At 63.6% G+C, this 21527-nt stretch carries 13 protein-coding genes and 1 pseudogene; 2 read left to right on the top strand and 12 right to left on the bottom strand.

Annotation, left to right across the window (positions count from 1 at the left end):
* Window positions 1-13: 13 nt before the first annotated feature.
* The 12 genes and pseudogenes from uvrC to BW14_RS03705 form a co-directional block, all read right to left on the bottom strand.
* Window positions 14-2293 carry an excinuclease ABC subunit UvrC gene (gene uvrC / locus BW14_RS03760; protein WP_044088238.1) on the bottom strand — a complete coding sequence of 760 codons (2280 nt, stop codon included), beginning with the start codon at window positions 2291-2293 and terminating at the stop codon, window positions 14-16.
* Window positions 2294-2373: 80 nt separating this feature from the next.
* Window positions 2374-5316, bottom strand: coding sequence for an excinuclease ABC subunit UvrA (uvrA, locus tag BW14_RS03755; RefSeq protein WP_375137544.1), 2943 nt, complete (start codon window positions 5314-5316; stop codon window positions 2374-2376).
* Window positions 5317-5556: 240 nt separating this feature from the next.
* The gene (locus tag BW14_RS03750; RefSeq protein WP_044088241.1) at window positions 5557-9108 is read right to left on the bottom strand and encodes an ATP-binding protein; all 3552 of its coding nucleotides are present in this window, start codon (window positions 9106-9108) and stop codon (window positions 5557-5559) included.
* Window positions 9109-9320: 212 nt separating this feature from the next.
* Window positions 9321-9950 (bottom strand): annotated as a pseudogene (locus BW14_RS03745) (DUF4194 domain-containing protein); the annotation flags it as partial.
* Window positions 9947-11485: a DUF3375 domain-containing protein gene (locus BW14_RS03740; protein ID WP_044088243.1), complete on the bottom strand. Its 1539-nt coding sequence runs from the start codon at window positions 11483-11485 to the stop codon at window positions 9947-9949. The gene BW14_RS03740 and the pseudogene BW14_RS03745, both read right to left, overlap by 4 nt.
* Window positions 11486-11559: 74 nt before the next feature.
* Window positions 11560-12858 (bottom strand): IS607 family element RNA-guided endonuclease TnpB, encoded by a 1299-nt coding sequence (tnpB, locus tag BW14_RS03735; protein ID WP_044088244.1) that lies wholly within the window; start codon window positions 12856-12858, stop codon window positions 11560-11562.
* Window positions 12851-13432, bottom strand: coding sequence for an IS607 family transposase (locus BW14_RS03730; protein WP_044088245.1), 582 nt, complete (start codon window positions 13430-13432; stop codon window positions 12851-12853). Before BW14_RS03730 ends, tnpB begins: the two co-directional genes overlap by 8 nt.
* Window positions 13433-13480: 48 nt before the next feature.
* Window positions 13481-14770: an ABC transporter permease gene (locus tag BW14_RS03725; protein WP_052381998.1), complete on the bottom strand. Its 1290-nt coding sequence runs from the start codon at window positions 14768-14770 to the stop codon at window positions 13481-13483.
* A complete protein-coding gene (locus BW14_RS03720) occupies window positions 14767-15504 on the bottom strand; it encodes an ABC transporter ATP-binding protein (RefSeq protein ID WP_044088449.1) in 738 nt (245 codons plus the stop codon). Before BW14_RS03720 ends, BW14_RS03725 begins: the two co-directional genes overlap by 4 nt.
* A gap of 116 nt (window positions 15505-15620) precedes the next feature.
* Window positions 15621-16790: a peptidoglycan-binding domain-containing protein gene (locus tag BW14_RS03715; protein ID WP_044088246.1), complete on the bottom strand. Its 1170-nt coding sequence runs from the start codon at window positions 16788-16790 to the stop codon at window positions 15621-15623.
* Window positions 16791-16953: 163 nt separating this feature from the next.
* Complete coding sequence (locus BW14_RS03710; protein WP_140489280.1) at window positions 16954-17877, bottom strand: hypothetical protein; 924 nt, start codon at window positions 17875-17877, stop codon at window positions 16954-16956.
* Window positions 17878-17990: 113 nt separating this feature from the next.
* Entirely contained in the window at window positions 17991-19001 is a 1011-nt protein-coding gene (locus BW14_RS03705; protein WP_044088248.1) for a hypothetical protein, read from the bottom strand.
* Window positions 19002-19172: 171 nt separating this feature from the next.
* Between BW14_RS03705 and BW14_RS03700 the strand changes: the two genes are divergently transcribed.
* Complete coding sequence (locus tag BW14_RS03700; protein ID WP_044088249.1) at window positions 19173-19844, top strand: response regulator transcription factor; 672 nt, start codon at window positions 19173-19175, stop codon at window positions 19842-19844.
* A complete protein-coding gene (locus BW14_RS03695) occupies window positions 19841-21427 on the top strand; it encodes a HAMP domain-containing sensor histidine kinase (RefSeq protein WP_052381999.1) in 1587 nt (528 codons plus the stop codon). The genes BW14_RS03700 and BW14_RS03695 overlap by 4 nt, the downstream gene beginning before the upstream one ends.
* Window positions 21428-21527 lie beyond the last annotated feature (100 nt).

Below are 21527 nucleotides of genomic sequence, written 5' to 3'. Positions count from 1 at the left end.
ATGATCGTTCATGCTATTGGGCGGCATGCAAAGCCTGGTACAGCGCTTCCGCTTTGGCCTGCCCGATGCCTTTGACCTGCATGAAATCCTCGATATCGGCTTCGCGCATGGCTTTGACCGAACCGAAATGGTTGAGCAGTCGTTTCTGATAGCTGGCTCCGATGCCGGGAATCTCGTCGAGCGCGCTGCGCAGAGCGCCCTTGCGGCGCTGCTGGCGGTGGTAGGTGATGGCGAACCGGTGCGATTCATCCCGGACACGTTGCAACAGATACATGCCTTCGGATTGGCGTTTGAGGATGATCGGGTAATCGTCGTCCGGAACCCACACCTCTTCAAGGCGTTTGGCCAAGCCGCATACGGCCACATCATCCACGCCGCAATCCGCAAGCGCCCTGGCCGCGGCCATGACCTGCGGATGCCCACCGTCTACCACGACGAGATTGGGCTTGTAGGCGAAATGGCGTCGGTCGGTGTTCTGCTGGATGACATCCGCCGCGTCGTCGCGCTTGGCGTCGCCGGTGCCCATATCCATCGCCGCCGTCTCGTGAGCCACCCGCTGCTCGGCGTCGATGCTCTCGCCTGAATCGCCGGCGATATTGCCATGCCGGAATCGTCTCGTCAGGGTTTCGTACAACGCCGACAAATCGTCGACCGCGCCCTGGCCGTCCTTGCCGCGGATGGCGAACCGACGGTATTCGGATTTCTTCGCGATGGCGTCTTCGAACACCACCATCGACGCCACCTGGAACGCCCCGCCGACGGTGTTGGAGATGTCGTAGCATTCGATGCGCAGGGGAGCTTCGCTCATGCCAAGCGCCTTCGCCACATCGTTCATCGCCTGGGTGCGGGCGCCCATATCCGAGATGCGGCTCATCTTGGCACGCTGCAGCGCCTGGCTGGCGTTCTCGTTGGCGCGGTCCATGAGCTGTCTCTTGTCGCCGCGCGAGGCGACGCGGATGGTCACCGCTCCTCCGCGTTGTCCGGACAGCCATGTTTCAAGCTCCTGGCGACGCGATGGTTCGATGGGCACGATGATTTCACGCGGTACGGGAGCTATGGGGGCGAGCAGGTCAATGCGTCCCGTGGTCTCCTGCCTACTGTTGCGCTCGCGGGTGGCTTGCGCACGGGCTGTGGCGTCGGTGGCGGTGATGGTCTGTGTCGAGCCGATGGCTTCGCGCCGCTCCGAGATGGCTGCGCCGCCAGTGGTGGCGTTGCGAGCGGCGGCGGCGTCGGAATACACCTGAACGATGAGGTCGGCCATCAGATCCGCATCGGCGATATCCTCCACACGTTCGACGCTCCAATTGCGTTCTCCGCGGATGGACCCGGCACGTACGTAGAAGGCATGGACCGATGCCTCGAGTTCGTCGCTGGCGAAGCCGAACACGTCGGCGTCCACATCCTGATCGAACACGACGGCGTTCTGCTGCACTACGGTTTCCAGCATCTGGATCTGGTCGCGCAGCCGGGCCGCCTGTTCGAATTCCAGTTCGGCGCTGGCCTCCTTCATCTCCCGGGTGAGCTGTGCGATATATGAGCGGCCAAGGCGGCCGGTCATCACGCCCACCAGCTGTTCGACAAGCCGTCGATGCTCCTCGGGGCCGATACGTTGCACACATGGCGCAGAACATTTGCCTATTGACGCGAACAAGCAAGGACGGCCGGTCAATTGCGCCTTATGGAACACGTTGGCGGTGCAGGTACGCACGGGGAAGGTCTTCAACAGCCTGTCGACGCTATGCCTTAATTCCCACACCTTGGCATAGGGTCCGAAATATCTGGTATCCCGCCGTTTGCGCGACCGGGTGACCCACACGCGGGGAATTCGCTCCCCCGTGCTGACCGCGAGATACGGATAGGTCTTGTCGTCGCGGAACTGGATGTTGAATCGCGGGTCGAATTCCTTGATCCACGTGTATTCGAGCGTCAGTGACTCGAGTTCGGTGGCCACGACGGTCCACTCCAGGCTTCGTGCCGTAAGCACCATGGTCTGTGTGCGTGGATGTAGCAGGTACAGCGGCTGGAAATAATTGGTGAGCCTGTTGCGAAGGTTCTTCGCCTTGCCGACGTAGATGACGCGTCCCTCCCCGTCACGCCATTTGTATACGCCCGGTTTGGCAGGGATGTCCGAGGTCTTCGGGCGGAACAGATCGCGGGAATCCCCCAGCAGAGGAGCCCCGTTCGCGTTCACCATAGCTTCATCTGTGGAGGATTGGCCATTGTTTCGCGACTGCAATGCTGCAGCGGTCTTTCGCCACTCATCCGGACTATGCCGTTCAATATCGTTCGTCATAATCCTCCTCCTATCCTACGAACAGATGACGCTACCGGCCAAGGTCAACTCGACATGAATGCTCATGCAGCACAATCACGTCACCGCTGATCCAGCATCGGCTTGAGGAAGCGGCCGGTCCAGGAGTCCGCGCATTCGGCGACCTGCTCGGGTGTGCCTTCGGTGACGATGGTGCCGCCGCCGTCACCGCCTTCCGGGCCGAGATCGATCAGCCAGTCGGCTCCCTTGATCACGTCGAGGTTGTGTTCGATGACGATCACGGTGTTGCCTTTATCGACCAGGGACTGCAGCACCTTGAGCAGTTTGTTGACGTCTTCGAAGTGCAGTCCGGTGGTCGGCTCGTCGAGGATATAGACGGTCTTGCCGTCGGATCTGCGCTGCAATTCGGTGGCGAGCTTCACACGCTGCGATTCACCGCCGGACAGTGTGGGTGCCGGCTGGCCCAGACGGATGTAGCCGAGGCCGACGTCCACCAGGGTCTTCAGATACCGGGAGATGCCGGTGTATGCCTTGAAGAAATCGGCGGCCTCCTCGATGGGCATATCGAGGATGTCGGAGACGGTCTTGCCGTTGTATGTCACTTCCAGGGTCTCACGGTTGTAGCGTTTGCCGTGGCAGGTCTCGCATTCCACGTAGACATCGGGCAGGAAGTTCATCTCTATTTTCAGTGTGCCGTCGCCGTGGCAGGCTTCGCAGCGTCCGCCTTTGACGTTGAAGCTGAAACGTCCCGGTCCGTAGCCGCGCACCTGCGCCTCAGGTGTCTTGGCGAACAGCGTGCGGATCTTGTCCCACACGCCGGTGTACGTGGCGGGGTTGGAACGCGGGGTCCGGCCGATGGGGTTCTGGTCCACATGGATGACCTTGCGCACCTGATCGACACCTTCGACGCGCGTATGCTTGCCCGGCACGATGCGGGCGCCGTTGAGCTTGTCGGCGAGCACCGGGTAGAGGATCGTATTGACCAGTGAGGATTTGCCGGAACCGGAGACGCCGGTGACCACGGTGAATACGCCGAGGGGGAAGCTCACATTGATGTTCTTGAGATTGTTCTCCCGCGCGCCAACCACCTTGAGCATGCTGGTCTTGTGGACTTTACGGCGATGTGCAGGAACGGCGATCTCACGTCGGTGCGCGATGTAATCGCCGGTGATGGACCGTTTCGCCTCGATGAGATGCTTGGCGGGGCCGGAATAGATGACTTCGCCGCCGTGCTCGCCGGCACCGGGGCCGATGTCCACCACCCAATCGGCCTGACGTATGGTGTCTTCGTCGTGTTCGACGACGATGAGCGTGTTGCCGAGGTCGCGAAGATGATGCAGGGTCTCGATGAGACGCTCGTTGTCCCGCTGATGCAGGCCGATGGACGGCTCGTCGAGCACGTACATCACGCCCACCAGGCCGGATCCGATCTGTGTGGCCAGACGTATGCGCTGCGCCTCGCCACCCGAGAGTGTGGCGGCGGCGCGCGAGAGCGTCAGATAGTCCAGTCCGACATCATTGAGGAATCCGAGTCGCGCCTTGATTTCCTTCAGCACCTCTCCGGCGATCATCTGCGCCGAACCTTCGAGTTTGAGGCCGTTCACCCACGCGAGTTCGTGCACTACTGGCATGTCGCAGACATCGAAGATGGACTTGCCGTCCACAGTGACCGCCAGAACCTCGGGCTTGAGCCTTCGGCCATGGCAGACCTGGCAGGGCACTTCGCGCATGTAGGATTCGTAGTATTCGCGCATGGATTGGGAGTCGGTCTCGTCATGGCGGCGCATCAACGTGCGGACCACGCCTTCGAACCCGGTGGAGTACTCGCGCAGACGTCCCCACCGGTTGCGGTAGGAGACGTCGACCTTGAAATCATGGCCGTACAGGATGTCATGCTTCACATCCGCCGGCAGGTCCTTCCACGGTGTCTTCATCGAGAAGCCCATGTCCCGCGCCAGTCCTTCGAGGATGTGGCCATAATACTGGGAGGTCATCTTCGTGCCGCTCCACGGTTCGATGACGCCTTCCGCCAGCGACTTGTCCGGGTCGGAGATCACGAGTTCCGGGTCGATCTCCAGCTTGAAACCGAGGCCTGTGCAGGCCGGGCAAGCCCCATATGGCGCATTGAACGAGAAGGTGCGGGGCTCTATTTCGTCAAGCTCCAGCGTATGTCCGTTCGGGCAGCTGCGGTGCTCGGAGAAGGGCTGCCTGCGTGCCGGGGAGCCTTCCTCCTCGTCCACGAAATCGATGACGATGCTGCCGTTGGCGAGCTTCAACGCGGTCTCCACCGAATCGGTCAGCCGTTGGCGGATGCCGTCTTTGACGACCAGTCGATCAACCACCACCTCGATGGTGTGCTTCTTCTGCTTGGCGAGCTTGATGTCATCGGAGAGCTGCTTCACCTCGCCGTCGATGAGCGCACGGGCGTAGCCGTCGGAGCGCAGCAGCTCGAGCATGTCCACGAACTCGCCCTTACGCCCTTTGACCACTGGGGCGAGGATTTGGAAACGTGTGCGCTCCGGGTATCCCAGCAGCGTGTCCACGATCTGCTGCGGGGTCTGGGAGGCCACCGGTTCGCCGCATTCGGGGCAATGCGGGATGCCTGTGCGCGCGAACAGCAGTCGCAGATAATCGTAGATCTCGGTGATCGTGCCGACCGTCGAGCGAGGGTTGCGGTTCGTGGTCTTCTGGTCGATGGAGACGGCGGGGCTCAGACCTTCGATGAAATCGACGTCCGGCTTGTCCATCTGCCCCAGGAACTGACGTGCATAAGCGGACAGCGATTCCACGTACCGGCGCTGCCCTTCGGCGAACAAGGTGTCGAACGCGAGTGAGGATTTTCCTGAGCCCGACAACCCGGTGAACACGACCATGCGATTGCGCGGGATCGCGAGGTCGACGTTCTTGAGATTGTGCTCGCGTGCGCCTTGAATGGTGATCTTGAGGTCGTTCGGGATATGCGAGATGTCGGCGACGAGCGTGCCGTCATGTTCGACGAGAGGGGCTTTCCTGATCTCGCGCGCGAGGAACGAGTCGCTGGTCATCACCTTTTCGACAATGACCTCGCCGTTCCTCCCCTTGCCCGTCTTCGAGGTCGTTCCCCCGGTCGCATGCCGTGCCCCATTCTGCGATGCCACCACCGCTGTCCCGCCTTCCGTCGTATTCCATGTGTCCGCACGCGTGGTGCCGACCCTTGTCGTTGTGGGCGCGCGTGCGTCTGATCCGTATTCAGGATACCCGATTCCACGACACGTTTCGAACAGGCGTTCGAAACGTGTCGATGGTCACTCCCCGATGCGCGGCTGCTCCTCGGCGAAGGAGTCGTCGTAGTCGTCCACGGTGGCTTCCCGCAAGCACGTGAGCCCGGTGTCGGGATCCTTGTAGGTGACGTACGCTTTGGTGGATACTTCGAGGATTTCGCCGGTCTTGCTTTCCGGCGCGGATACGATGACTTGGAATCCGAGGCGCGGCAGCACGGTGAGGGCGCGTTGCGTATACCGCCCGTCGGCCTTGATCAGGGCTTCATCCAGGAACAATGTGGTGTAACAGGGTTTGAGCCTGTTCTCCATACCGCCGCCAAGCAGATAGATCAGCGCGGCGCCATAGACGAATGACGTGAGCTCCTGCAGCGCGCCGCCGGATCGCCCGCCCGTGGAGGTGATGCGTTCGTCCATGCCGTCCTGATGATGCACGATGGCGTAGAACGAGGAGCGGCAGCGCGGATCGAGATTGTGGGCGCCGTATTGCTTGATGCCGTTGGCGTCCTTGACGTCCGCAAGCTCCTCTTTCAGCAGTGTGATCATCGAGGCGCATGCGGCGAAGGCGTTGTGGGCGCCGTCTCGCCGCGCCTGGTCGTCCGCGGTCTTGCCGCCGGTCTTCCATGCATTGAGCTTGGCGATGATGCGTTGCAGCTCTCGGGAGAACGTGCTCTCGGGGCTGCGCACATCGGCATGGAGGGACAGGCTGCCGTGTTTGGGGCCGAACTGCTGCCCCTTGAGCATGGCGTTGATGCGATCCAGTTGGTCGTGGATGTCGTCGGCATCGGTGTCGATGGCGCGTTTGATGGTCAGGAAGCTCATCAGCAGCTGGTCGAGGCACCGCTCGTATTCGGCGTCGGTGGCCGTGGTCGCCGCCAGCTGGGAGAGGCTGGCGAGCTCATCCATATAGTACCGGTAATCATCCACACTGGCCGTAAGCGCATCGTCCCCAGCCGCCCAGATGGCGATGTAGTTGCTCATCTTGGATTCCACGGTGGTGCGGGCGGCGTCGGCCTGCGCCTCGAGCGCCTCGATGCGTGTGCCGATGTCGTTGGACAGTCCGGCGATGATTCGTTCGGCGAAGGACGGTGCAGGCGATTGGGTTCCTTTCCCGCCGGTCGCCGGCGTTCCGGCTCCGATGATCATGTGTGCGCGAAGGGCGGGGTCATCGATGCCGGCGAACCGGTTCTCATATGCTTCGGATAACGCTGCCGCCGCCGTCTCCGGCAGGTCGGCCGCCGATGGGAGGGCGTCGCCTTTCCCGCCATCATCCGTGTCGGTGGTGTGACGCTGCATCCAGATGAGCGCGGCCTCGACGGCCTGCGCGCATGCGGTCGCCAACTGCCTGGCGTTCATGCGTTCGTGTTCCACACTTTCGAGTTCCTCGGTGAGTTCGTCTTTGCGGTGGGCGAGCTCGGCGAGCTTGGGGTCTTCCTTGATCGAGGCGATGGACGCCTCGATATCGGCGACGGCCTTGCGCTGGCCCGCCGCATCGATGCGCTCCCATGAGGTGTACGCAAGTTGGTTGGCGAGCTCGAGCCTGCGGTGCAGCGTTTCCGACTCGCGTTTGGCGTCGTCGTACTGGCGGCTGGCCTGTTGGAAGGCTTGACAGGACTGCTCGATCTGCACTTCGAGTTCGGCGAGATACGCCTCGTTGACGAAACCGATGATCGGCGTACGGTCTTTGACGCCGTGCTGCCCGCGTGAGCCGGATTTGATCTGGCCGTCCTCCTGTATCTGACGTGTATCGCGATCGGCATCGTCGATGGCGTCCACGCACAGGGCGTCGAGACGTTCGGACCGGGTTTGCGAGCGCAGCCATCCGGTGAACGGTGAGTCCTCGCGATAGCGCAGTTTGTCGGAGAGCCATTCCTGCGATGATGTTCGCGATGTTGTTTCGGTCTGCGTGGCTTCGTCGGCGTATTCGCGTTCGGTGTCGATGAACTGCCAGGTTCTGCGGGTCATGGCATGCGGGTCGATGGCGCTTACCTTGGCGGCGAATCCCTGTTCGTGCCGTTTATCCACAAGGATGGTTTGCGCGATGGGCGCATAGGCCACGTTCATCGCGAGTCGCCAGGATTCCTCTGTCTCCCGGACATCCATGAGTTCGGCCACATAGGGCAGTTCGTCCGGCGACAGACCGGTGGCGCGTGCGAGCATGGCGCGGCTGTCGTCCATCTGTTGGGTGATGCGGGTGCGACGGGATTTCTGACGGTCGTAGTCATGTTGCAGCCGTTCCATCGCGTTGCGTGCGTCCGCGCGGGCGTTGATGGCTGCGGTGAGCTGTTCCTCGCATCGGGTGGCGCGTTCGTCGTAGGACCGTTTGAAGTTCACTGCGTTAATGCGCCGCTCGTTCCATGCCTGTTCGGTGGAGGGCAGCTGTTCGCCGACGGATTCGAACACCTGTTCCATTCGGGCGTGGTTCGATTCGGCGTCCTCGCAGGAGCGTCGGGTCTGGTTCAGTTCCATTTCGAGTCGGGAGAGGGTTCCGCCGTCCAGGCCTTGCATCTGGCCGCGGATCATGTCGATGCGGCTTTGCAGGTTTTCCGCTTTCCGTTTTGCGTTGCGCGCTTCGGTCTCGTAAGCCTGCGCTTCGGCGCGGTCGATGGGCAGCTGTGCGCTGACTTCCGCGCCCATGCGTGCTGTCGCCCAGTCGTGCAGCGATGCGGATGCGCCTGTGCCTATCGGGCGGATGGTGTCGAACATATGTACGCGTCCACGAGCCTTGGCGTAATCGTCATACGCGCGCTGGATGCCGTGCAGAGCCTCCACGCGTTCGGTTTTCTCCTGCATGGCATGGAAGTTCGTGGCATAGCGTTCATAGTCGTGCACGGTGGCTCGTGACAGGTCCAGCGCCTCGGGTACGCCGAGCACGCCTTGTTTGAAGATGTCGTCCAGACGTGATGGGGCGTCTGCGGACTGTATTTTGTGCAGCAGGCGGCAGGCCTCCTCGCTCAACCCCATGACGGACCAGATATGGCTGTGGAAGGATTCCGCGCTGGGGAAGGTCAGGCATTCGGGATACGCCGCCCGCAATTGCGCGGGGGTGAAGGGGGATTCTCGGTATTGGTCCATCAGCCTAGGATCGATGGGTTTGCCCCATACCGCGTACTGGCGGCGCATGTCTCCGCGGCCGTCTCCGGGCATCAGATACAGGAATTTGGCGCAGGACAGCACTTGGCCGGTGGTCTGGTTGCGGTACGTGTCCACAATCGCGCCCCAGACGGCCTGAGGTGCGCCGGTGGCCGAGTCGCGTCCGCGCAGATACACCGGCTCGTCGCCGTGGGCGGTGCTGGTCACGCCGATCATGCCGCGCAGGTATGTGTAATCGCTGCGTTCGGAACGCCCGGAGTTCGAGGCCTTGTTGAATGGGGTTCCGGTCGGGTACAGCAGCGATATCTGTGCGTCGACCAATGTGGATTTGCCGGATTCGCTGGCGCCGGCGAGCAGCGTCACGGGCAGTGCGGAATCCGTGGAAGGACGGAATTCGTGGTATCCCTCGTAGGACCCCCAGTTGACGAGTCGACGGCTGGTCATCATCCATCGGTCGGCGATCATATGCAGTTCAGTGGATGGCATCGTCACTCCCCTTGCTTGTCCGAGTCGGTGGATGCGCCGGTGTCGGCATCCGTCTGTTCGACGCTATTGCGGGCATGGTCTTCGCCGGAGCCATCCGTGGCATTATTCGTGGCTCCGAACAGCGGTTCGGCGAACAGGGACTCATCGGGCATGGCTTCCCCATCGTCAGGAGCATCGTCGGATGGCGTGGAATCCGACGCAGGCCGGTCGCCGTCCGCAGCGTCCCGCTCTTCGTCTCGTCCCTCAAGATCATGGGCGGCGGCATCCAGCCATGTGTCGGCGAGCTCGCGGTCGAGCACGACCGGCACCAGCGGTGTGATCACATACATGGCTTCGTCGTCCAGACGATTCAGATACCCGTAGGTGATCATTGAGGATACGACGGCGCCAATCTGTTTGAGCACGCCCTCCTCGTCGTTGCGCGCGGCCAGGTAGCCTGCTCCGGAGGCGAGCGCCGCGCGCATCTCCTCGAAGCTCACCAGCCATTCGTCACGGCCCACCCGGGTGTTCTCGTATTCGAGCACGCGGATGCGCAGGAAGGCGAGCAGCGCCGCCTCCTCGCGTTTCAGACTGGAGCGCGTCTTGAGCGAACGCAGCGACACGTCGTCTCCGGCGACAGGTGTCGCATACATGATGCGGTATCGTTCGTTGACGACCAGATCCAACAGGTCGTTGTTCAGCGAGCGCAGCACTGCATCACGGTTGTCGTCCACCAGATCATATAGCCGGCCGGAAATATAGCGCTCGCGTTTCAGGGCGATGGCCGCCATGCGCGCGTCTGCGGACATGTCGCCGCAATCGCCTTCGAACAAGGCGTATGGGTTGGCCACTGGTTCGTTCATGCCTGCTCCTCCTCCGCAATAGCGTCAAGTTCCTCCAAAGTCGCCCACAAGGGGATGGTGTGCCAATCCCTATCCGAGCCGTCGAGTGCGATGCAATGCCAGGTTGCGTCCATTGCCGGTCCGTCATCGACGTTCCCCTTGGCAGCCGAGGGCAGCCCTCCGAGGAATCCGACGAGCTCGCTTTCGCGTCGTTCGCGTTCCGGAAGCCGGTTGAAGCTGGCGGCCACATCCACCAGACCGTCCTGGATGACGGGATTGCGCCGGATAAGGTCGATCATGTGCCTGAGCCGTGGACCTCCGCTGGTGACCATGTCCTTGAGGCTCACCATGTCGGTGTCGGGTGCCGATGGTCCCCCGCTCAGCTTTGGCGTCGCGGTGTGGGTCATGGACCGTGCCGGTCGCATCGGCAGCGGGGCGAACAGCGCGTTTGCCGTATCGGTGGCATATGGTCGCGAGGCATCGCCCATATGGGCTTGCGCCGAGGCATTGAGGCTCACATACAGACGGTTGAGCCTGTTCATCATCGTGCGGTAGCGGGTGTCGGTCTGCTGGCGTACGAGACGGCTGATGGCTTCATCCGAAACGCGCATCTGGTTGCGGACCGCTTCCAGCCCTACGTAGATGCGGGCGAGCTCGTCACGTATCTGCCCGAGCAGCGTCGCCGAGTCTCCGGCCAGATACGGGGTTTTGGCAATATCGCGCAATGCGGAGTCGATCTGCCGGCGTCCTTCATCGGTGATGATCACCTGGAAGGCGTCCTCGAACCGGCGTCCGGCATCGGATTCGCGGAATGAACGGCGATAGTCCTCATGGTAGCGGTTCAGCGTGTCGTCCACGCTCATGGCTCCGGCCTGCATGCGGCGGCGCAGCGCATCGCCGTTGTCCCGTTCGGTGAGCACCAGTTCACGCAGGTCTATCGGCACACCGCGCAACGTATTATGGATCACGGCGATGATGTCCTCCACCTGCGACCGGTTCAGCGTGGCATGCTGCTGACCGTGTTGGATCCGTCTGATCTCATGCTGCCGCTCCTTGATCTCCTTGTTGAGCAGTCTGACGCGCTCGCCGGGATCGGCGGTCAGTTGCATGCGTGCGTGCTCGATCTCCATGATGATGCTGTTGGCCTGCGCGCCGGACAATGCGCTGGATTGGTCTTCCAGACGGCTCAGGGCTTCGATGGCACGATGGGCGCGGGCCGTCAGCCGGTAGAGGAAGCGGTGGGAAGCCGCATCATGGGAATTGGCGAGCCACGCGTAGTCACCCTCCCCTTCACGCGTGAGGTCGGTGAGGATGCGGTGCGCGGCATCGCCATAGGATTGGTCGTGCAGTACGTAGTCGCCGGTCTTCTCCAACAGCTGCAGACTTTGCGCGAAGCGCTCCTCCACGGTTTCGCGGGGCAGCTCGCCGGTCAATGGGTCGAACGCGGCGCGAAGCAGCGCCACATACAGCATGGCGTGCTGGCGCAGCAGCAGTCGGAGCACGCCGGTCTCGTAGATCGGCCGCAGACGTTCCATCTCCCGCCTGATGTCGCCCATGCGTCTCCTTTACGTTCCATTGATCGCAACGTATCGACGCTAGCACATGAGCCGGAGACTCATTCCGTTGCAAGCTAGTTTGTTTTGGCTTGCAGGACGCTCTTGCGAGTGTCCGCTCCAAGTCTCACGCCGCGTGTGCGGCTGCTTGGTTCGCGTTTCACTGCGGATTGCCCGCCATCCCGGAGGGTGGCGGGTCTTACGCCCGCTCCGCGCGCGTTTAGGGTCTCCGGGGCACTCCCGGCGACCTCGATGTTGATCGCGGCGTTCAGGTCGCGGTCGATGATGAGACCGCACCCGTCGCAATGGTAGACGCGCTCGTCGAGGGAGAGCTTGGCTTTCACTCTCCCGCAGTTCGAGCATGTCTTGCTTGACGGATACCAGCGGTCGATCACATGGAGTCGCGCGCCGGTTCGTGCGGTCTTGTATTCCAGTTGGCGGCGTATCTCGAAGAACGATGCGTCCATGATCGATTTGGCGAGCCGATGGTTCCTGATCATGCCGTTCACGTTCAGGTCCTCGATCGAGATGTCCGAGTAGGTGGAGGCGAGTCGTGTGGTGAGCTTGTCCAGCAGGTCGCGTCGCTGGTTGGCGACGTGGGCGTGCAGACGCGAGACCCGTTCGCGTGCCTTGCGGCGGCGGTTCGAGCCTTTCACCTTGCGGGACAACGCCTTCTGGGCGTGTTTCAACCGGCGTTCGCCTGTCTTGAGCGTGTGCGGGTTGGCGATCATGGTGCCGTCCGACAATACGGCCAGCGTCTTGACTCCCAGATCGATGCCGACCATGCCGCCCTTGGGTGGGATGGTCGGTGTGGGGTCGGCGCGTTCCACGGTCAGCGAGGCGTGCCAGCGGCCCGCATGCCGGGTGATGGTCATGCGCAGCACCCGAGCGTCGCCGACCCGGGCGGTGATGTTCTCCATGCAGTGCACGCGCCCTATCCGGGGCAGTCTCAACGCGTTCGGATCATTGTCGATCAGACCGTATGAGCCGGTCGTGTACGCGAACCGGGGTGTCGTCCGGTCCTTCGCCCTGAACTTGGGGAAGCCGATACGACGGCCTTTGCGTCGCCCCTTCCGGCTTTTCGACCAGTTCATGAGCGCGTCGGACAATGATTCCAGTCCGCTGTTGTACGCCTCCTTGCTGTTCTCCGGCCACCATGGCACGCCGTCCTTGTCCACGGCCAGCGTGTTCTTGTTGGCGTTCCACCAGCGTCGCAGCGCGTACAGCGACCACTCCGGTTTCCCGTGTGCGTCGATCGTCGCCTTGACGTGCGCCAAGCCAGCGTTGAACGCGAACCGGGCCGCCCCCGCATGCGCAAACAATAGACGCTCCTGCGCTGGTGTCGGGTCCAACGCGACCTTGACGGCCTCAAGCATCACGCGCCGCCTTCAACGCGGCCTCCGCCTTGTTCCGTGCGGCACGCCTGCCATACAGGCGCGCGCAGAACGAGGTGAGCGCTTCGGTCATGTCCCGGACGAGATCATCGTCCGGTTCGGTGTCGTCCACGACGATGAGCCGGCGATTCTGCGCCTTCAACGCGCTTTCGACGAGTCCGGCGTTCATGCGGGCCAGACGGTCGCGATGCTCCACGATGATGGTGCCGACCGTGGGGTCCGCGAGGATGCGGTTCAATTTACGCCGCCTGTCGTTCATGCCCGAACCGGTCTCCATAACCACCTCCGGGGATTCGACACCCATATTGATGGCGAACGCCTTCAACCGGTCCGCCTGCCGCGTCAGGTCCGTCCTCTGGTCGGCGGAGGAGACACGCGCATAGCATACGGTACGCGACCCCACGACGGGAGCGGACTGCTGCTCATACTTGGGATCATGGATGAGCCACACGCTCCCCGAACGCTCGAACGGAACGGGCATGCGATTCTCACGACACCACTTCCACACCGTCTGCTCGTTCAAACCCTCACGAGCCGCCCATTCCTTGACACGCATGAATAAATTATAACATGCCAGAACAAAGCAGATCAAACGAATACAGCATCAGATGACAACCCCGCGCAATGCCTCGGTGGGGGTCATGCGGGCGGCTCGGGAGGCGGGATAGATGCCGGCGAGGATGCCGACCATGACGGCGGCGGCCCAGGCGGTCGGAAGGCCATGCCAGTCGAGTGCGGGAGGCTGGCCGATGCCGGTCGCGACGCCGACGGCTGTGACGGCGCCGACTGTCACGCCGGCGAGTCCGCCGATGGCGGAGAGCATAGCCGCCTCGGTGACGAATTGCATGCGGATGGCGCCGCGCGTGGCTCCCAATGCCCGCCTCAGGCCGATTTCGCCGCGCCGCTCCATCACGGTGACGACCATCATGTTGGCGATGCTCATACCTCCCACCGCCAGAGCGATCACGCCGATCATGAGGCCGAGCGCGGTCAGCGAGTCGTTGGTGGTGTTGCGCGCCTCGGACAGGTTCGCCGACGCAGTCACGGACACGTTGCCGCCGGAGAGGTTGGCCGCGTGGGCGATCATGCGCCGCAACGCCTCCGCGTTACCGGGGCGGGTGCGCACGTAGATCCGGCTGATTCGGCCGATGTCGTCGGCTTGGTCCGCATAGTGCGCGAGCGCGTAGTCGGCGCCGATGAGGACCGACGAGTCGATGTCCTGAGCCTGCGGCGCGGCCTCGAGGATGCCGATGACCCCGTACCAGGCGTCGTCGACGAGCACACGGTCGCCCGGCTCGTTGATGCCGAGCCGGTATGCCGCCTCGGAGCCGAGCACCGCGACCGGCAGATGCTCGTTGTTCCGGTCGATGCCTCGGCCTTGGGCGATGCCGACGCCGACCGCGTCGAGCGTGTCTGGGCGCATGACCATGACGGCTAGCGCGTTGCCGTTGGTGGAGGGAACGAGCTCGTTTTTGAACACCCGCGCCCCGTCCGGCGCGGTGAGGAACACGCCAACCCGTTCGACGGCGCTCTGACGGGCGATGGTTTCGGGCGCGTATTCGGGCAGTGGCACGGACTGTCCGCTGGAATCCTGACCGGGGGTGACGACCTGCAGGTTCGCGCCGAGCGCGTCGAGCCGGGCGAGCAGGGCCGCCTGATTGGAGGCGGCGATGCCGGAGAGGGCCACATAGGCGGCTACCCCCAGTGCGATGCCCAAGGATGCCAGTATCGTACGCGAGATGCGCCCGGTTGCCCCGAACCATGCCGTGCGCAGCAGGTCGAGGACGCGGGTGCCGATCGTCCTTCGCGCAGGAGTCCTTCTGCAATCGTTTGCGCCTTCCTGGGTGCAACCGTTTGCAGCATTGTTGGTGAGAACGTTTGCAGGCTTGTTCATGCGACCGCCTCCTTGACCGTTTCCGTGACCACGCCGTCCTGGATGTGCAGGCGTCGGGGGAACCGTGCGGCCACGTTCGGATCATGCGTGACGACCACCAGGCTTGCCCCTGCTTTACCGGCGGCGAGCAGCATATCGACTATCGCGTGCCCGGTGGCGGTGTCGAGGGCGCCGGTCGGCTCATCGGCGAAGATGATGTCCGGACGTTTGGCCAATGCGCGGGCGATGGCCACGCGCTGCTGTTCGCCGCCGGACAGTTGCGAGGGCCTGTGATGCATGCGCTCGCCGAGTCCCACGCGCTCCAGCGCTTCGACGGCCAGACGGCGCCGCTCCCTGCGCGGCAACGTGGTGTACTGCAGGCCGGTCATCACGTTCTCCAGCGCGGAGACGGTGGCGATGAGGTGGAACTGCTGGAACACGAAGCCGATGCGTTCGGCGCGCAACGCGCTGCGACGCCGCTCCCCCATGGAGGCCACGTCCGCACCGTCGTAGGCGACCATGCCGGAGGTGGGCATGTCGAGCGTGCCGAGCAGTGACAGCAGCGTCGATTTGCCCGAGCCGGACGGGCCCACGATGGCGATCCGTTCGTCGCGGCCGATCGCCAGCGACGTGTCGTGCAGGATCTCCAACGGAGAGCCGTCCTTGCCGACGAACGCCTTGGTCACATGCCGCAACGTCAGCAACGGCGGATGCCCCGCGTCCCCGCCCCGGTCGGAATCGGGATCGGCGTGCATTGCGGAATCCTCGCGCGTCACAGGATTGTCATACGCCACAGGATCGTCGCACGCCGCGAGGCCACCCCACGTCACACCCATCGCCGCATCATCGCGCCTCATGAGACCTCCCTGCATCATGAGACCACCACCCTGTCCCCGACCTTCAGGCCGTCGGCCTTGAGGACCTGCACCTGCGCATTGGCCACGAGCCCGATCTCGACCGGCACCCGTTCGAGCGACTCCCCCCTGATCACCTCGACCGCGTACTGGTCGCCGGCGGATGCGATGAGCGCGGTGACCGGTACGATAAGCGTCTCCTCGGTCGCGGCGTCCGCGTTCGGCACGATGATCTGGATGGCCGTGGCCCCGAATTCCGCCACCTGTGTCTGATCGGGAAAGTCGATGCGCACCGAAGGCTGGGTGACCTGCCCGTCCTTGCCATTGGACTGGCCGGAGGATTGTCCGGTGGACGCGCCGGAGGACTGACCACCTTGATCGACCGCGGTGAGCGTGGTGTCGAGGGTGGTGTTGTCCGGCAGGACGACCTTCGCCTTGTCGCCGGCCTTGAACGTGGCGGCCTGTCCGGCGGTGATCGTGGCCTGCGCGTGCAGGGTGACGCCCGTATAGCTGGCCGGACTCACATTGGTCTGCCCCAGTTTGGCGACCACGGTCTTGATGCGGATCGGCGCCGCAGGGGCCACGGCCACACTGGACGGCTGGAAGACGCCGTTGGCGACGTCCCCGTCGAGGCCGAGCGACCACCGCTGCCATTGGCGGACCGCCTCCTTGGTGTATCCGTCGAAATGGTTGTCCGGCGCGCCCCAGAAGTAGCCGAGTTCGGCGAGGTTCTGCTCCAATTGGGCCACGTCCGGCCCGTCCGTGGTGCCAGTGTCGAGCGTGCGCCAGAACGGGCGCTCGCCGTGGAAGAGCACCACGGGTATGCCGTCCATCTCGTACACCTGTTCGCCGGTGCCGATTTGCTTGCCGGCCACAGGCAACTGGGTGATGACGCCGGTCGCCTCGGCGAAGTCGGATGCCGTGTCATATGTCAGGGTGGCGCCCAGCCGGGTTTCGGCGTTGAGCACGCCTTTAGTGACCGGCTGGGCGCGCAGCGTGGTCACATCGACCTTCCGTGGTGCGGATGATTGCGTCGTCTGCTGGCTATCCGCCGTCATGTGGCCGATGAGCGTCCATGGCTTCATGACGGCGCAGGTCACGGCCAGTGCGGTCACTGCGACGAGCGCGATGACGACCGTGGCTATCCGCCGACTACTCGAAAACCGTCTGGCTTCCGTCCGTGTCATGGTTATGGCTCCTTCACTGTCATTGCGTCGGAATCTGGGTCAAACAGGATTTGATGGGACTCGCACACATGAGACGCGTATCGCATCGAAATCATGCCGCCACGCCACTGTGTTGTCACAAGCCTGTGCTGTCGCGAAATCGTGCCGTCGCAACACTGTGCCGTCACGAGACCGCACCCGTCGCCTCGTCCAGCACCTTCATGTAGTCGTAGCCGAATTCCTCGGCCGTGCCATCGAAGCCGAAGGCGATGCGTGCGTCGCCGACGGGGCATTCCTTGAGGAAGCGCCGCAGCTCCTCCTCGCCGACCGTCTTGGGGATAAGGATCGTCGTCGGCTCGTCACTGGCCGGGTCGGCGACCCAGCCGAAGCCCTTGGCGCGCGCCCTCTTGGCGTAGTCGAGCGCCGCCTGCCGCTCTTCCTCGGAATAGGTGGGCGCGCCTGCGGTGAAATCCTGAGCCGGCTGTGTGAAGTCCGGGTTCTTCGCCTCGCAATCAGCGTATTCCTGCTGTTTCGATTCGTAGGGCGAGCCGGCGAGCGCCGTGGCGTCCTTGAACGCCACCCATACGGTGCCATAGTCGATGGAGGTGAGCATGGCGTTCGCGTACAACGACTGGGTGTCGGCGCCGGCGCTCACGCTCGTGCCGCCGTCACCGGACGCGACCGGCTGCCCGCTTGCGTCGATCATGCGCAGCATGACCATGTTCTTGGAGGTCGCCGCCTTCGCCTTGCCTTCCGCATCCGGTATGCCGGGGGCCGCGCTCGCCTGCGCATCGAAACCCTTGCCGGTGAGACAGGAGAGGAACCGCTTGGCGGTCGCATCTGTGGGAAGGGCATCGGCTGCATTGCCGCCGCCGTTCGTGGACGTATCGATACCGGTGACGCCCGTATCGTCGCCGCCGTTCGCGGCGAACGGCGAGGAGCAACCGGCGAGCGCGGCCATGCACAGGCCGGACGCGAGTGTCAGGGCCAGCGTACGGCGGATTGCGCGGGCGTTTGGACGTCCGGCGGACTGGGTCGGGCGGCCACCTGATGAATTGTTCTTGCAGTTGTCGTTCAGGCTTGTCGGCACAACGATTGCAGTGCGCATAATGGGTTCCTTCTCGGGTTGTGTGTACGGGCTGTTGTCCGGCCCGTTGTCATCGCTGTCCATTCAATAGCCCGACTGGTGGCGTGTCGGTGAGCGATCGCCTTACCTTCGCCTTACGGCTGTTCGGCAAGGATGCGGTTGTAGGCCTCGCATTCGCCGGTGCAGCCGACGCCGAATGGAATGCCGTCATGGGTGGGCCATTTGTCGCCCGAATAGGTGTCGAAGAAGCGCCGCAGCTCCTGATAAGAGACGTCCGAGGGGATCTCCACGATCTTGTCCTCGCCCGGCGCGGGGTCGGGCATCCAGTCGAATCCGTCCGCGCGGGCCTGACGGGCGAAATCGATCAGGATCTGTTGCGCCTCGGAGTCCGCCGTACCATCGGATGATCCGACGGTCGTCGCATAGTTAGGCTGCGCGAAGTCCGGGTTCGTCTGTTCACAGGCGGCATAGTCGGCCTGCTTGTCCGCGTAGATCGAGCCGGAGAGCGCCTTGGAATTCTGGAACCCCACCCATGCTCCCTCTTCCGCGGATACGATGGTGTACATCACGTCCGGGTAGAGCGGGTCGGAGTCGCCGGAGATCTGCGTGCCGGGCCCGGGGATGATGGGGGTGCCGTCCGCGTCGAGCCGTCGCACCACTACGGTGGTCTTGGGGGCCGGCTCCGAAGAGCCGATGGATGCCAGCGCGCTGCTTTCAACCACCTTCGCGTCGAAGCCCTTCTCCACCAGGCAGGCCGTGAATCGTTTGGCGATCGTCTCCAGTTCGGCCGTGGTGAGGTTCGCGACAGGGTCGGCATCCATGCCGTCCGACGACATGCCCGATTGAGCCTGAGGACCGGTCTCTGATGCCGGATCGGAGTCCCGCGCAGCATCCGTTGTACCGTCTCCGGCGCTTGAGGACGAACAAGCGGCAAGCCCGATCAGACAGGTCATGACGGCAACGGCCGCCAGCAGTGTTCTGAAAGGCCGGGCGTCCCGGCAGTAGCGGTCGGCTGTCAAAGCCAGCGACTCATCGGCCGTCGCGTTATTGCCTGCAAACCTGTTTCCCGTGTTCATCGGCTGCTCCCTCGCTTCCTGTTCCACGCCGGTAGCGGATATCGCATCCTTCGTGACATACGGCATCATCGCGGCGTCGCTTCCATGACACCTCCGGACCGGTGGCGCGATGGTGGGAGAATCCCTTACCTTCGCCTTACCGTGGTGCCGCAACGATGGATGAGTAACGGCGGATGGATAATTGACGTACATGGTTCCGGCCAGACCCGACCAGCGGAACCATGCGGAAGGGGCGGAATCATGAGGATTCTCATCGTCGAGGACGACCGTGAGCTGGCGGACGCGTTGGATGACGCGCTGCGATACGAGGGGTATGCGACGAGCATGGCCACGACCGGCACCGAGGCGTTGCAGGCCATCTCCGAGCAAACCATCGACATCGTGCTGCTGGATCGCGACCTGCCGGTGCTGTCGGGCGACGCGGTGATGGCCACGATCGCCGCGAACCGTCTGCCTGTGGCGGTGATCATGCTCACAGCCGCCGCCGAGGTGAGCGACCGGGTGAGCGGGCTCGATCTCGGTGCGGACGATTATCTGACCAAGCCGTTCGCCTATCCGGAACTGCTGGCGCGCCTCCGGGCATTGCAGCGTCGCGCCGGCCGGGCCGACGCCACGGCCGTGGTCTTGACGCATGGGGATCTGACGCTCGACACCACGCGCCGGCTGGTCTTCCGCGACCATGGCCGCACGCTTGTCAAACTCACGCCCAAGGAGTACGGCGTACTGCTCGAACTGATGCGTGCGGACGGCGGGTATGTGAGCGTGCAGGAACTGTATGAGACGGTCTGGGATGATGCGTCCGCCGCCGAACCGGCGGACGTGATCAAGACCACCATCTATTCGCTGCGCCGCAAGCTGGGCGACCGCGACGCCATCGAATCCACGCGAGGGGAAGGATACCGGCTGTCATGACAACTCTCTCCCCGACCTCCCCTGCGGGCGGCCGCATGCAAGGACTCCGTCCCTTGCTCAACCGTCTCGCCGCCCTGGCCCGCCGGCTGCGTCCCTCATCGTTCCGCGCGAAGGTGACCTTGGCCGTCGCGCTGACGATCATCGCGATGATGACGGCGTTGATCGTCGCACAGAACATCATCGTGACCCGCACCGCCGCAAGACAGAATGAGATGATGTCGCTGTGCATGAACTCCGACGGCAGCGTCTCCGTCTCCACGCGCAAGGAGTATTCGGACGCCGCCCCGACGGGCGACATCCCCATGGCCTGCTACTCGGGCACGCGCGGCAACCTTGAGGGGGCGACACTGTACTCCCCGGCGAACACGCAGGAATGGGACGACGTCGAATCCAGCGCATCCCAGGACAAGCCGCTCATCCTCGATCGGAGCAACGGCGTGATCATCGGCACTGCGAACGCCGTCACCGACTCCCTGACCGGCATGATGCGTACGGTGTCCATCGTGATGCTCGCCCTGTTCGGTCTGCTCGCGGTCGGGGCGGCATGGTTCATCGGCACGGTGCTCTCCCGGCGCGTGACCGCCGTGGACCGTCAGGTGGCGGCGCTGCAGCCGGACGACCTGAGCGCGCGGCTCGACGTGAAGCCCGGCCATGACGACATCGACCGGCTCGTGGATTCGATCAACGGCATGCTCGACCGCGTGCAGACATCCTCCGAGGCCGAACGACGGTTCGTGTCCAACGCCTCGCATGAGCTGCGCACGCCGATCGCCGCCGTGGAAACTAACCTCGACGCACCGCTCGCCCAAGGCCGGTTCCCCAAGGACGTGGAGCCGTCCGTGCGCCGTGCGCTCGCCGCGAACCGGCGCGGCGCGGCCTTGGTGCAGGCGTTATTGACGCTGTCGCGCATCCAGAGCGGGGCGTTCGATGGCACAGGAGATGGCACCGGTAATGGCGGCAATCGTGGCAGCAGCCTCAGCGTCATCGGCGACCGCACCATAACGGACGACACCCTGACAGACCGCACCGTGGCGGACGGCACCGTCGCGAATCTGAACGATTGCGTGGGCGCCGCGCTCGAGGATATCGGCGCGGACATCCGGGCGCAAAGCCTCACTGTACGGGTCGACCGTCCAGACGAATCCGCCGATCCAGTCACAGTGCCCGTCAATCCGTCGCTGCTGGCGCTTGCAGTGGGCAATCTGATCCGCAACGCCGCGGTGCACAACGTGCAGGACGGCTCTATCGAGGTCGCCATCGATGTTGATCATGGCGCGGATAGCGACGGAAACGGGAAGGTGCCGGGCGGCGCCGAGACAGCAGACGACAACGCCACCCCTGGGATGACGGCCGGCGGAAGATCCGTCGCCCTGACCGTGACGAACACCACCGACGAGACCTTGCCGGAGGACTTGGACGACCTGATGCAGCCGTTCCATCGCGGCACCAATTCGCGTATCAGCGCCGTGCCCGGCGTGGGGCTGGGCCTGTCCATCGCGGATGCCGCGTGCAAGGCGATGGGCGCCACATTGGAACTGGGGCGAACTGAGGATAATAGATTCCACGCTGCGATTCTGTTCTGAGCCGAGACAACGGCACTATCCGGCGCGACAGGCCGGATAGTGCCGTTGGTAAAACAGGTATTGCCTTTCCCCCGAATCACCGATACATTGGCGAGAGGAC

This window comes from Bifidobacterium sp. UTBIF-68 (genome assembly GCF_006408855.1).
Lineage (GTDB): Bacteria > Actinomycetota > Actinomycetes > Actinomycetales > Bifidobacteriaceae > Bifidobacterium > Bifidobacterium reuteri.
This window is presented reverse-complemented; position numbering and strand designations above follow the sequence as displayed.